Source organism: Salipiger sp. D13 (genome assembly GCF_003703915.1).
GTDB classification, from domain to species: Bacteria; Pseudomonadota; Alphaproteobacteria; order Rhodobacterales; family Rhodobacteraceae; genus Salipiger; species Salipiger profundus.
Genome location: NZ_RAPJ01000080.1, coordinates 1 through 13,333 on the forward strand (window position 1 = coordinate 1; position 13,333 = coordinate 13,333).

A 13,333-nucleotide genomic window follows, 5' to 3' on the forward strand; every position below is an offset into this window, starting at 1 on the left:
ACTTCTCCTCGGCTGACTTCATCTTCAGCTGACACCGCCGAACGCCGGTGCAACGCAACGAGCAGGGGCCCGCCAAAACGGCGGGCCCTTCGCATGTCGGAGAGACTGCCGGAAAGGCGGAGAGGTTTCGCTGCGGGCGCGCTAGTCGCGCATCAGCTCCTGGTGGAAGCGGATGCCCTCGGCCACGTCCTCGAACCAGACGAGCCGGCCCTCGTTCAGCACCGTCACGTAGTCGCACAGCCGCTCGACCTGCCCCAGCGCGTGGGTCACCATGATGGCGCTGCAATCGTCCATGCGGTCGCGGAACAGCGCCTCGCTCTTGCGCCGGAAGCCGGCGTCGCCGACGGCGGTGATCTCGTCGATCAGGTAGGTGTCAAAGCGGATGCCCATGGAGACGCCGAAGGCCAGCCGCGCCCGCATCCCCGAGGAGTAGCTGCGCACCGGCAGGTGGAAATGACCGCCGAGCTCGGCGAAGGTCTCGACGTAGGCACAGAGCTCGTCGGTATCGACGCCGTAGACCCGGGCGATGAACCGGGTGTTCTGCGCGCCGGTCATGTCGGGATGGAAACTGCCGGCGAAGCCCACCGGCCAGGAGATCGACCCATCCGAGACGACCCGGCCGGAATCCGGCGACATCGACCCCGCGATCATCCGCAGCAGGCTCGATTTCCCCGCCCCGTTGCGACCGAGGATCGCCACCGTGCTGCCGGTGGGAAACTCGGCCGTGACGTTGTCGGCGACCACCTTGGTCTGGCCCCCGAGACGATAGACTTTCGTGAGGTTCTCGAGCCGGATCATTTCCGGTCGCGCAGCGCGTAGAAGACCATCGCGCCGACGGCCCAGGTCAGGAACAGCCCCAGCCCCACGAGCAACGACAGCACGCCGCGCTCGGGGTATTCCGGGGTCTCGGGCATGGTCGGCTCGACGTAGCTCGCGAGGTAGCGCGACTTGCGCTGCGCCTCGGCCACCGACGCGTCGTAGGCGCCGCGCGCCGAGACATAGCTTTCCTCGGCGAATTTCACGTCGACCGCGAGGTCCTCGAACTCGGAGACCAGCCGCGAGTAGTCCTCGAGTTCGGAGGTGCCGCCGCCGCCCTCGCCGAAGCGCGCGCGCTCGTCGGCGATGCGATCGCGGATCACCTCGACCCGCTTGCGGGCCTGCACCACGCGCGGGTCGTCCTCCGAGGTCGCGCCCTGGCGCAGCAGGTCGAGCTCGATCAGCGCCTCGGCCAGCTGACCCTGCAGCGTGTTCACCAGCCCCATGCGGCCCTGCACGTCGGCCTGCGGGTCGACGATCTGGGTCCGTGAGCGGAAGCTGGTCATCGCGCGACGCGCCTCCTTGAGCTGCGCGATGGCGCTGTCGAGCTCTTCGCGGGCGTAGGCGGTGGCATCCTCGCGGGCGATGGCCGAGAGCTGGTTGATCATGTTGCTGCTGGCGTCGAAGATCGCCACCGAGATCGCATGCGCGTCCTCGGCGGTGAAGGCCCGCACCTGCACCTCGAGCAGCTTGCTGGCGCTGTCGTAGGAGACCTGCACCATGCGGTTCCAGTAGGCGACGAGATCCTCGATCGAGGGAGAGGCCTGAAGCGTGAAGACCGGGTCGCCCTCGCGCTGATAGATCGAGACGAGGTCGAGCTGGTCATTGACCGCGCGCACCATCTGCTGGCTCTGGATGAACTCGTAGAGGATGTCGGTGTCCGACGAGCTCGATCCCGAGAGGTCGGAGATCCCGCCGAGGAACTCGACCGCCGAGCCCATCTCTTCCTTGCGCACCGAAAAGCCGGTGCGCGAGGCGTACTGGTCGAGGGCCATGGTATTCAGATACCACATCGTCGCGGCGAGCGGCGCGACGACGATCAGCAGGAAGGACAGCAGCAAGCCGTAGTGGCGGCGGCGCAGCGGCGCGGAGCCGGAGCGCTGGGGACGCAGGGCCCCCTGGGCAGCGGGTTGCGCGGGGGGAGGGGTCTGCTCTTTCAATCTGGAACTCTTCTGCGTCGGAGTGCTAATCGTGAGATCGCAATTGCCCTTCGGCTTAGCAGGAACCCCGAGGGAAAACCAGTTCCCAGAGGCACCCAGGAGCACCATGGCCCACGCACCGCAATCCCCCCGAGAACTTCGCGCCGTCCGCACCATCGCGGCCCTTGTCCTGCGCGAGATGGGCACCACCCACGGCCGCGCGATCGGCGGCTACCTTTGGGCGATCCTCGAGCCCGTCGGCGGGATCCTGCTGCTGACGTTGGCCTTCTCGATGGCCTTCCGGTCGCCGTCGCTGGGAACCAACTTCCCGCTGTTCTACGCCTCGGGCCTGCTGCCCTTCCTGATGTACATCGACCTCAGCCAGAAGATCTCGGTCACGATCCGCTTCTCGAAGGCGCTGCTGTTCTACCCGGCGGTGACCTTCATCGACGCGCTTCTGGCCCGGCTGCTGATCAACGGGCTGACGCAGATCCTGATCTTCTGCCTGGTGCTGGGCGGGATCCTGGTGCTCTACGACGTGCGGGTGATGCTGGACATCCCGGCGCTGGTGTTGGCGCTGAGCATGGCCATCGCCCTGTCGGTGGGGATCGGCACGATGAACTGCTTCCTGCTGTCGCTCTACCCGACGTGGGAGCGGGCCTGGGCGATCCTGAACCGGCCGCTGCTGCTGATCTCCTGCATCTTCTTCATCTTCGACGACATCCCCGAGCCCTTCAAGAGCGTGCTCTGGTACAACCCGCTGGTGCATATCATCGGCCAGACCCGCAAGGGCATCTACAGCTTCTACAACGGCGATTACGTCTCGCCGGCCTATGTCTTCGGGATCGCCCTCGTCACCTTCGCCTTCGGGCTGGTGATGCTGCGCAAGCACTACAAGACCATCATCAACACCTGATCCGGCGGCCCCTCCGCAGGCCGCCGGTTCGCCGCGAAACAGCCCCTGTTCCGGCGGAACGGGGGCCGATCTCTTGGCCCTACCCCCCCCTGCCCTGCCCCGGGCCGCCCGCCCCTCAGACGAAGAGGAAATCCGAGGCGTGCAGGTCGCCCGCCGCGAGGCCCTCGAAGCGGATGGCGAAGCCCGGCGCGGTCAGCTCGACGAAGCCGTCGCCCTCGGTCAGGGTGAAGCCCGAGAAGCCGCCCGGACCGTCGCGGATCAGCACCCGGTCCTCGCCCGGCAGGAAGTCGGTGATGCGGTCGAGCCCGCCGGCGTCGCCCGAACCGAAGACGAAGACATCGGCGCCGTCGCCCCCGGTCAGCGTGTCGGCATCGGCGCCGCCGTTCAGCGTGTCGTTGCCCATGCCGCCGTCGAGCGCGTCCTGCCCCGCCGCTCCGGCGAGGAAGTCGAACCCATCGCCGCCCCAGACAAGGTCGGCGCCGCCGCCCGCGCCGATCACGTCGTCGCCTGCCCTGCCCCAGATCGCGTCGCGTCCGAGCCCGCCGCCGAGGCTGTCGTCGCCCGCGCCGCCGTCGACGGTGTCATCGCCGTAGCTGCCCGCCAGCGTGTCATCGCCAAGGCCCCCGCGCACGATGTCGGCGCCGTAGCCGCCCGAGGCGACATCGTGGTTGTCGCCGGCCTCGATCAGGTCGTCGCCGGTGCCGGCGCCGATCACGTCGTTGCCCGCGTCGCCGTAGAGACTGTCGTTGCCCTCGCCGCCGCCCATGGAGTCATTGCCGGGCCCGCCATGCGCGGTGTCGTTGCCCGCGCCTGCGGCGATGTTGTCGTGGTTGTCGCCGCCGTCGAGGCTGTCGTTCCCGTCCCGGCCCAGCAGCGAGTCGTTGCCCTGCCCGCCGAGGATGGTGTCATCGCCGCCACGCCCGTCGAGGAAGTCGTTGCCGCGCCCGCCGTCGAGGCTGTTGGCGGCGGCGCTGCCCGCCAGCCGGTCGGCCATGGTCGAGCCCGTCACGCCCTCGATCCCCGAGAAGCTGTCGCCCTGCGCCGCGCCCGCGTTGTCGCCCGGCGCCACCATGTCGAGCACCACGGCGCGGGTCGCGTCGGCGTAGCTCGCGATGTCATGCCCGGCGCCGCCGTCGAAGACATCGTTGCCGTCGAAGCCGCGCAGCGTGTCGTTGCCCGCGCCGCCCGACAGCGTGTCGTCCCCCATGCTGCCCATCACCACGTCGTCGCCGCTGCCGCCGGCCCAGGCCCCGCCCGAGGGGTCCTCGGCGGGCGGTGGCGGCGCGGCGGTGCCCAGCGTGACCTCGTAATGCGCCAACCCGCTCACCACGCTCAGCGCGGCGAAGTCCTCGGCCGTGAGCGGGCTGCCATCGGCGGTGTGCAGCACCAGCGTCTCGTCGCCGTAGACCAGCCGGCCGCCGTCGGGGCGGACCTCGTAGGCGATCTGCCCGGTTGTGTAGAGAAACGCCCATTGCGACAGGTCGAGCCGGTCCGTGTTCGGGTCGAAATCGGCGATCACGTCTAGGGCACCATCGGCCGCGAGCACGAAGAGATCGGCGCCGCCGCCCCCGGTCAGGGTCTGTTGCCCGGCGCCGTCGACGAGGATGTCCTCGCCCGCGCCGCCGGTCACCGCACCGAGCCCCGCGCCCTGCCCCAGGTCTTCAAGATCGACCCTGATGCGGCTCAGCCCGCCCTCGCTGCCCGAGGCCGCGAGGATCTCGATCGCCTCACCGGTGACCCGTGCGGTCAGCGCGGTGATGCCGGCAAGCGCGCTGTCGGTGCCGTCGGCCAGCGCGTCGAGATGCACGAGATGCCCGTCGGGCGTGAGGGTCAGCAGGCTGATGCCGCCGTCGCTCCCCGAGGCCAGCAGGTAGATCGAACCGCCGGCCTCCACCGCCTCGAGCCGGGTGATGCCGGCAAAGCGTGTATCGAGCCCGTCGACCACGTGATCGGCGACGGTGAGGCTGCCGTCGCTGCCGATGGCCAGCACCGTGAGGCTCGACGACCCGGCGGCGCCCACGATCAGGAAGCCCTGCCCGTTCAGCGTCACCGCCTGCAGCGCGGTGACGCCCTGCACCGGCAGCATCTGCTCCACGCCCACCGTGTCCACCGCCGTGAGCCCGCCTCTGGCCCCGATGCGGTAGACGTAGATCCCGTCCTCGAGCGCCGAGCCGGTGACAAGATACTGGCTGCCGCCAAGCGTGATCCGCGCCATGCAGGAGATCCCCGCGCCGTAGCGGCCGTCGCTGTCACCGAGCTGCCCGAGATGGCCGAGGCTGCCGTCCGCCTCGATGCGCAGGATCGACAGCCCCGCGCCGCCGGGCAGGGCAGCGTAGAGCAGGGGGCCTGCTGCGGTCTCCACCGGCAGCAGCAGCACCGCGTCGGCGGCAACCGGGGTAAGACCGAGATAGCTTGCCACGGCGCGGGTGCTGTCCCCGGTGGCAAGCTCCGAGAGCGCCTCGATCAGCACGCTGTCGAGACTGCCGGCCTGCCCGGTCACGCTGACCGCGACCCGCGCCTGCGGCGCCATGGCCGCGCGCGTGACGTCGTTCGTACCGAACGGCAGGCTCAGCCGCTCCCCGCTCTGGTAGTTCATCAGAAGGATCTGGTCGCCCAAGTGCAGCATCTCGCCGGAGGTCACCGGCAGATCGTATCCTGTCCCCGACAGCAGAGTCTGAAACGCGAGCTCCGGCATTGCCCGTGCTCTCCCGAAAGCCGCCCCCGCGAGGGGAGTGACAGGGAAGCACGGCGGAGAGGGGAGGAACATTCGGGCCGAAGCGGGGCGGTTGCGGCGGATTTTCCGCAAAGGCTTCGGAGTGGGGCAGGGTGGGCAACACTGCCCACCCTACGGCGGCTCAGCCTTCGGCCAGCCAGGCCAGCAGGCGGGCCTTCAGCGCCTCGTCGACGCCGGGGCCCTGCAGCACGAGCCGGCCATCCTTGCCGGTGCTCACGCGCACGCCGGGGCGCGGCTCGTCCGGGGCGGGGGCCGGCTCCGCCTCGGGGCGCGCCGGGGCAGGGGGCTCGAGCGCGGCGGCAAGGATCTCCTGCTCGGCCTGCGGCTCTTTCGGGGCGGCCTCGGCCAGCCGCCCGCGCAGCTGCGGCGCAAGGCTTGGGTCGTCCTCGAGCGCCCGCGACAGCGACAGCCCGAGCCGCTCGCTCACCGTCTCGGGGAAGCGCAATGCCCCGTCGAGCGCATGCACGATCGCCAGGAACGAGCCGATCTTCGACCGCTTCGGCCGCGAGGCGGTGTGGAACAGCCGCTGCAGCGCCTGTTTCTCAGTGTCGAACACCCCCTGCGCCACGGCTTTCGCGACGATCCGGGCGCGCTCGTAGTAGCTGAGCCCCACCCGGATCTCGTTTTCCTCGACCATGGCGAGATAGGCGTCCGAGGCCTGGTCGGGACGCCGCACCAGCGCCAGCACCGAGGCAAAGCGGTCGTCGCCGGTCTCTTCGTGGAGCTGCCGCAGCGCCCGGCAGCGGCGCCAGCCCGAGATCAGCCCGTAGCGTCCATCCCCGAGGTCGGCGACCTCGATCGGCGCCTGCTGGCCGCGGGCGCGCAGGCTCTCGACCAGCGCGGTCATCTCCTCGTCGTCCACCGCGATGCGGTCGCGCACGAGGTAGTCGATCTGGATGGCGTCGTGCGGCAGGTGCAGCACCATGCGACCCTCGGCGCGGGCCCGCGACAGGGTCTCGGTGACCTCGTCGAGCGCCGCGCGGGCCGAGGCGGCGCCGGCCATATCGGCGATTGGCGCCACGCTGCGGGCGGAATCGGCCTGCGGCTCGGAGCCGGCCGGGGCCGAGGTGGGGGTAGGGGCCCCCATCGGGCCCAGCGGGGTCAGGCGTTTGCGTTTCGCCATGGGCTCAGTCTCCTTTGAAGCGGGTCACCGGGGCCGGGTCAGAAGCCCGGGCCGGGACAGGGCAGGGGGGAGATGTTTCGCACGCGAAACATTTTACCGAATGGTCAAAAAATTCGCGCACAGGCTCTCTGCAGATGTCGGACCGTCTCATTCCGCCGCCTCGCGGGCGGCCAGCTCGTCGCGCCGCCACGCCCCGATCAGCAGCGATTTCATCGCCGCGTAGGTGGCATCGAAGGTCTCGCGGCCGCGGGCATAGGTCTCGCGGTTGAAGTCGCGGTAATCGGCCTCGTAGATGCCGCGCACCTGCTCTCCGGCTTGCCCAATGAGCGCGGTGAAGCCCTGCCGGTGCGGACTCAGCACGTCACCCATGTAGGCCTGCATCAGCGCCGCGAGCTCCGCCTGCTGGGCGCCGTCGTAGCGGGTGATCACCGCGCGCACCGCGTCCCACTGGAACGCCAGCCCCTCGCGCCCGAGCGCCCGGGCGGCCATGTTCTCGGCCTCCTCGATGCTGGCGAAGGTGGAATGCAGCATGTCGAAGAACCGCCCCGTGCTGTCGAACTCGAGGAAGGACGCCCCGAGCGGCACCAGCAGGATGTCCGCCGCCGCCAGCCCGTTGATCGTCAGGTAACCGAGCGCCGGCGGGGTATCGAGCAGCACGATGTCGTAGGTGTCGAGGATCCCGTCCGCTTCGAACACCTCGGTGAGCGCGTCCCAGAGCTTCCAGCCGCGTCCCTGCATCCGCCAGACCGGGATCTGGAACTCGGCCCAGTAGAGGTTCAGCTGCGCGCCGATCAGGTCGATGTTCGGCCAGTGGGTGGTCTGCACGAGATCCTGCGCCTTGACGTCGAGCGCCTCGGTCAGCGTCTCGTCGAGCGGCTGCGGCGCGTCGCCCCGGTCGAGCCGGCGCTGGTTCTCGATGCGCTGGTACTGCGCGTAATGGCGGGCGAGCAGCGGGAAGACCGTCTGCCATTCGTCTTGCACCCTGCCGCCGAAGATCGAGGTCATCGAGCCCTGGCTGTCGAGGTCGACCACCAGCACCTTGTAGCCGTCGAGCGCTGCCGACATCGCCAGGTGCGCCGCGGTCGAGGTCTTGCCGACGCCGCCCTTGAAGTTGGCCACGGCGACCATCTTGGCGGGCTGGCCCTTGGGCCGGTAGGGCAGGTACTCCTTGGCCTTCGATCCCTCGGCCCCGAAATGCGCGCGCAGCCGCAGCACCTCGTCGAGGGTGAACCACTTGGCACCGCCGTCGGTCTCGGACCGGCCCTGCGGCAGGTCGGGATGCTGCTTCAGCACGCGGCGGAAATGGGCAGGCGCCACGGGGATCAGGTAGCGGGTGATCTCCCAGGTCGAGAACAGCCGGAGCGCCCGGCCCGCGCCCTCCTCGAGCCCGCGCGAGGCGAGGTCGCCGCGGCCGGCGGCACAGGCCCGGGCGATGGCCTCGAAGCCCTCGGTGGTGGTGGGATGCCCCAGCGCGGCGAGCGCGGCATCGGGGTCGATGTTGAAGTAGGGCGGCAGGCTGCCCCGTGGGTCGGGCTTCATCGAGATCTCTCCATGTGCGCGGTTTCGATCAGAATACGCAAAAACGCGGCACATGGAAGAAAAGACGCGATATGGCTGACCATCTCCATGATTTTCTGAGCAAATATTCCGCCGGCTGTGACCTGCTTGCAAGGCACGTGAGGGGTGCCTGCAAAAAACGGCTGTTATGAATTTTGTTATATTTATTGTTACGGGATCCACGCGGTTCGAGCAAAGCCTTGATTTTCCGATGTTTCCGGTCGCAGCCAAGGACAAGGGCGACTCTGATCCGACGTTGATGCGACTCTGATCCCACGAGCAGGCGACTCCGATCCGACGTTGCCGCCGCTGGACGCATGCCCCGCCGCCGCGTAGTCTGGTGTCACTGAAACCCCGAAGCGGGCGGGGCCGGAGCAGGGCCCCCAAGGACACAAGAACACGGGCAGGACAGGGGCGCCGCCGCGAACCGCGCGGCACATGAGGCATCCCCGAAAGGACAGGCAGGCAGGTGACCGGCAAGGCCATCACGGATCCCCCAGGGCTCTTGCCCGACCGCCACCCCACGGCCGACTTCTTCGTCTGCGACGTCTTCGACGCCGTGCCCAAGGACGACATGGGCACCATGGAGCATCCGCTCTTCTCGCTCTCGACCCGGCCCGACCGGCGCATCCTCACCTACGAGCACAACGGCACCGAGGTGCAGGTGACGCCCAGCGTGAAGGGCCGCGCCACGATCCACGACAAGGACATCCTGATCTACTGCATCAGCCAGCTGATGGCGGCGCTCAACGCCGGCCGCGCGGTGGGCCGGGTGCTGCACCTCAAGGCCTACGACCTGCTGGTCGCCACCAACCGCGACACCAGCGGCGACAGCTACGCCCGGCTGCGCGAGGCCTTCGAGCGGCTGGCCGGCACCCGCATCACCACCAATCTCGCCGCCGGCGACTACGAGACCACCTCGGGCTTCGGCCTGATCGAGAGCTGGGAGATCGTGCGCCGCTCGCGCGGGGGGCGGATGGTCAGCGTCGTGGTCACCCTCTCGGAATGGATCTACCAGGCGGTGCTGGCGAAATCCGTGCTCACCCTCAACCGCGACTACTTCCGGCTGCGCAAGCCGATCGAGCGGCGGGTCTACGAGCTGGCGCGCAAGCACTGCGGCCGCCAGCCCGAGTGGCGGGTCGGCCTGCCGACGCTGCACAAGAAGGCGGGCTCGACGGCGCCGCTGCGGGTGTTCCGTGCCGCCGTCCGCCGGATGATCGAGGAGAACGGCCTGCCCGATTACCTGCTCGCGGAAGAAGAGGGCGATCTCATCCGCATCACCCGCCGCCGCGCCGACCCCAGGGGGGCGGTGCAGATCCCGCCGCTCGATCCCGAGGTGCTCGACGAGGCCCGCACGCTTGCCCCCGGCGAGGACGTCTACGCGCTCGAGGCGCAGTGGCGCGCCTGGTGGGCCGACAGCGGCCGCAAGCGGCTGTCGAACCCGGGGCGTGCCTTCCTCGGCTGGCTCAAGGCCCGGCGCTGAGCCAGCCCCTGCGGGGCGGCGGGTCGGACATGCACCCGGTCTTCCCGCCGCGCACGGGCGCGTGTAGGACTGGGCGCAACGCATCGTATCGAAGGGTTTCTTTTCATGCTCGACATCCAGCCCACCGCCCTCCCCGGGGTGCTGATCCTGACCCCGCGCCGCTTCGGCGACGCGCGCGGCTTCTTCAGCGAAAGCTGGAACGCGAAGCGCATGGCCGAGCACGGGCTGCACTTCGACTTCGTCCAGGACAACCACTCGCTCTCGGCGCAGGTCGGCACGGTGCGCGGCCTGCACTTCCAGTCGCCGCCGCATGCCCAGGACAAGCTGGTGCGCTGCGGCCGGGGGCGGCTCTTCGACGTGGCCGTCGACATCCGCAAGGGCAGCCCGACCTACGGCCAGTGGGTCGGCGAGGAGCTGAGCTTCGAGAACGGCCGCCAGCTGCTGGTGCCGGCGGGCTTCCTGCACGGCTTCGTCACCCGCGAGCCCGACACCGAGATCTGCTACAAGTGCACCGACTACTACGCGCCCGAGTGCGACGGCGCGGTGCGCTGGGACGATCCCGACATCGGCATCGACTGGGGGCTCGCGGGCGAGGCGGTCCTGTCCGACAAGGATGCCGCGGCACCGCTGCTTGCCGACTTCGACAGCCCCTTCACCTACGCGGGAGCCTGATCGCATGAAGATCCTCGTGACCGGCGGCGCCGGCTTCATCGGCTCGGCGGTGGTGCGCCGGGCCATCGCCAAGGGCCACCAGGTGGTCAACCTCGACGCGCTGACCTATGCCGCCTGCCTCGACAACGTGGCGAGCGTGGCGGACGATCCGGGCTACGCCTTCGAGCAGGCCGACATCCGCGACCGCGCGGCGCTCGACCGGATCTTCGCCGCGCATGATCCCGACGCGGTGATGCACCTGGCGGCGGAATCCCACGTCGACCGCTCCATCGACGGCCCCGGCACCTTCATCGAGACCAACGTCATGGGCACCTTCCAGATGCTGGAAGCCGCCCGCGCCCACTGGGTGCAGAAGGGCCGCCCCGAGAGCTTCCGCTTCCACCACATCTCGACCGACGAGGTCTTCGGCTCGCTGCCCGCCGATCCGGAGGTGCAGTTCACCGAGGACACGCCCTACGATCCGCGCTCGCCCTATTCCGCCTCCAAGGCCGGCTCGGATCACTTGGTGCGGGCCTGGCACGAGACCTATGGCCTGCCGGTGGTGCTGACCAACTGCTCGAACAACTACGGGCCCTTCCACTTCCCCGAGAAGCTGATCCCGGTGATCATCCTCAACGCGCTGGCCGGCAAGCCGCTGCCGATCTACGGCGACGGCTCGAACGTGCGCGACTGGCTCTACGTCGAGGATCACGCCGACGCGCTGTTGCTCGCGGTCGAGAAGGGCACGGTCGGGCGCAGCTACAACATCGGCGGCGAGAACGAGCGGTCAAACCTCGAGCTGGTGAAGACGCTCTGCGCCATCCTCGACCGGATGCGCCCCAAGGACGCCGGCTCCTACGCCGACCAGATCACCTTTGTCACCGACCGGCCCGGGCACGATGCCCGCTACGCCATCGACCCCGCGCGAATCCGCGAGGAGCTGGGCTGGCGGCCCTCGGTCACCGTCGAGGAGGGGCTCGAGAAGACCGTGGCCTGGTATCTCGACAACGAGCCCTGGTGGCGGGCGCTGCAGGACCGGCAGGGCGTGGGCGAGAGGCTCGGGGTCAAGGCGTGACCTCAGGCCGCGATGACGACCCGCTCGCGCCGCTCGGCGCCGCGCTGCGCGCCCCCGACGGCGGCGATCTCGCCGCGCGGATCGAGGCCGGGCTCGCGGCGCTGCCCGAGGGGCAGGAGGCGCTCGGCGACGTGCTGCGGCTGATCCTGCTGCGCCGCGCCGAGGAGGACCTCGCCCACCGCGTCGCGCTGCAGAAGAGCCAGGCGATGCTGCGCCACCTGCGCCAGGCGCCGCCGCCGCAGCGGCTCGCCGGCGAGGCGCGGGGGCTCTCGGCGCTCTACGCCGAGGCGTTGCGCGCGCTGCCCGAGGAGACCGCCGCGCAGCTCTTCGATGCCGACGACTACCTCGCCCGTCACCCGGACGTGGCGCAGGCCGGGGTCGGGGGGCTCGCCCACTACCTGGCCAGCGGCGCCGCCGAGGGCCGCCGGCCCGGCGGTCTCGACACGGCGCTCTCGGGGCTCGACGAGGCCGGAGGCCCGCCGGCCACGCTGCCCGACCTGCTGGCCCGGCAACGGCCGCGCTTCCTGTTCGAATGCGCCCCCGAGCTGCGCGCGGCGCTGCTCGCGCAGGTCGGCCGGCGCCCGCCCAGGGTCAGCGTCGTGCTGCCCACCCGCGACCGCGCCCACATCCTGCCGCGCGCCGTCGCCTCGGCGCTGCTGCAGTCGGTCGCCCCGCATGAGGTCATCGTCGTCGACGACGGCTCGACCGACGGCACGCCCGAGATGCTGCGCGCCCGCTTCCCCGAGGCGCTCGACGAGGGCCGGCTGCGGCTCGTCGTGCAGCCGCCCGCCGGTGTGGCGGCGGCGCGCAACGCCGGTCTCGCCGCGGCGACGGGCGAGCTCGTCGCCTATCTCGACAGCGACAACAGCTGGGAGCCCGACCACCTGCTGGTCGCCTGCTCGGCGCTCGCCGCCTCGCCCGAGCATGGGGCGGTCTATACCGCCACCGCGCGCCACAACCTCGATGCCGGCTGGAGCGACCTGCTCTGGGCGCGCTGGGACCGGGCGGCGCTGGTGCGCGAGAACTACATCGACCTCAACTGCTTCGTGCATCACCGCAGCCTGACCGAGCGTCTCGGCGGCTTCGACACCGGGCTCACCCGGCTGGTCGACTGGGAGCTGATCCTGCGTCTGACCGACGGGCTGCCGCCGCTGGCGGTGCCGCTGGTCACCGCGCATCACGTGGTCGCCGGTCCGGTGCTCGGCAACATCACCGCCCGCGAACCGCTCGGGCCGAACCTCGCGCGGATCCGGGCCAGGTTCGGCGGCGGGCCACAGGACGGCGGCGCGGACGACGGGCCGCGTTGACACCGCCCCGCCGCCGGTCTTCGATGCAGGGCCGCAGGCCGATCACGTTTCACGAGGAGACCCCCATGCCCCAAACCCCGGCCGAAGAGCAGATCGCGCTGCTGCGCCGCGCCGACGTGGTGAACACCGCCTGGTACCTGACGCGCTACCCCGACGTGCAGCTCGCGGGCATGGACCCGGTGGCGCATTACGTCCGCTACGGCGCCGAGATGGGCCGCGACCCGGGGCCGAACTTCCGCACCGACTGGTATCTCGAGCACAACCCCGAGGCGGCCGAGAGCGATCTCAACCCGCTGCTGCACTACGTGCTCTACGGCCAGCCGCAGGGGCTGCAGGCGGCTCCGCCCGATGCCGCCGCCGGCCGTCGCCGGGCGCTGCGCCGCATCGAGATCCTGACCGGCCGGCTGACCACGCTCGGCGTCACCGTGCCGCCGCTCAACGAGCTTGCCTGGCTGGCGCGCACCGCGCCCGACCCGGTGGTCCGCGCCACCGCCGGCGCCGAGGTGGCGCTCTGGCACCTGCGCGAGGGCGG

10 protein-coding genes and 1 pseudogene are annotated in these 13,333 nt (G+C 70.3%); 6 read left to right on the top strand and 5 right to left on the bottom strand.

Translation table 11 applies throughout. The features are described from left to right. Window positions 1–141: 141 nt before the first annotated feature. Window positions 142–798, bottom strand: a complete 657-nt coding sequence (locus tag D6860_RS24795; RefSeq protein ID WP_076625875.1) for an ABC transporter ATP-binding protein — start codon at window positions 796–798, stop codon at window positions 142–144. Further along, window positions 795–1,976, bottom strand: a complete 1,182-nt coding sequence (locus D6860_RS24800) for a KpsE/RkpR family capsule polysaccharide export protein (RefSeq protein WP_229743330.1) — start codon at window positions 1,974–1,976, stop codon at window positions 795–797. The genes D6860_RS24795 and D6860_RS24800 overlap by 4 nt, the downstream gene beginning before the upstream one ends. Before the next feature lie 106 nt (window positions 1,977–2,082). Here D6860_RS24800 and D6860_RS24805 point away from each other — a divergent pair, with 106 nt between their 5' ends. Then, the gene (locus tag D6860_RS24805) at window positions 2,083–2,871 is read left to right on the top strand and encodes an ABC transporter permease (protein WP_076625998.1); all 789 of its coding nucleotides are present in this window, start codon (window positions 2,083–2,085) and stop codon (window positions 2,869–2,871) included. A 115-nt stretch (window positions 2,872–2,986) separates the two neighbouring features. Here the strand turns inward: D6860_RS24805 and D6860_RS24810 are convergent, their stop codons facing one another. The 3 genes from D6860_RS24810 to D6860_RS24820 form a co-directional block, all read right to left on the bottom strand. Continuing rightward, complete coding sequence (locus tag D6860_RS24810) at window positions 2,987–5,566, bottom strand: calcium-binding protein (RefSeq protein ID WP_076625997.1); 2,580 nt, start codon at window positions 5,564–5,566, stop codon at window positions 2,987–2,989. A gap of 160 nt (window positions 5,567–5,726) precedes the next feature. Beyond that, window positions 5,727–6,728 (bottom strand): ParB/RepB/Spo0J family partition protein, encoded by a 1,002-nt coding sequence (locus D6860_RS24815; protein ID WP_076625996.1) that lies wholly within the window; start codon window positions 6,726–6,728, stop codon window positions 5,727–5,729. Window positions 6,729–6,875: 147 nt separating this feature from the next. Then, the gene (locus D6860_RS24820; protein ID WP_076625995.1) at window positions 6,876–8,267 is read right to left on the bottom strand and encodes an AAA family ATPase; all 1,392 of its coding nucleotides are present in this window, start codon (window positions 8,265–8,267) and stop codon (window positions 6,876–6,878) included. Window positions 8,268–8,754: 487 nt separating this feature from the next. Here D6860_RS24820 and D6860_RS24825 point away from each other — a divergent pair, with 487 nt between their 5' ends. The 5 genes and pseudogenes from D6860_RS24825 to D6860_RS24845 all read left to right on the top strand — a co-directional run. Continuing rightward, on the top strand, window positions 8,755–9,768 hold the full coding sequence (locus D6860_RS24825) for a replication initiator protein A (RefSeq protein ID WP_229743329.1): 1,014 nt from the start codon (window positions 8,755–8,757) through the stop codon (window positions 9,766–9,768). A gap of 105 nt (window positions 9,769–9,873) precedes the next feature. Beyond that, entirely contained in the window at window positions 9,874–10,440 is a 567-nt protein-coding gene (rfbC, locus tag D6860_RS24830; RefSeq protein ID WP_076625994.1) for a dTDP-4-dehydrorhamnose 3,5-epimerase, read from the top strand. 4 nt (window positions 10,441–10,444) lie between these two features. Further along, on the top strand, window positions 10,445–11,494 hold the full coding sequence (gene rfbB, locus D6860_RS24835) for a dTDP-glucose 4,6-dehydratase (RefSeq protein ID WP_076625993.1): 1,050 nt from the start codon (window positions 10,445–10,447) through the stop codon (window positions 11,492–11,494). Continuing rightward, window positions 11,491–12,801: a glycosyltransferase family A protein gene (locus tag D6860_RS24840; protein WP_076625992.1), complete on the top strand. Its 1,311-nt coding sequence runs from the start codon at window positions 11,491–11,493 to the stop codon at window positions 12,799–12,801. The genes rfbB and D6860_RS24840 overlap by 4 nt, the downstream gene beginning before the upstream one ends. 65 nt (window positions 12,802–12,866) lie before the next feature. After that, a pseudogene (locus D6860_RS24845) lies at window positions 12,867–13,333 on the top strand (hypothetical protein); the annotation flags it as partial.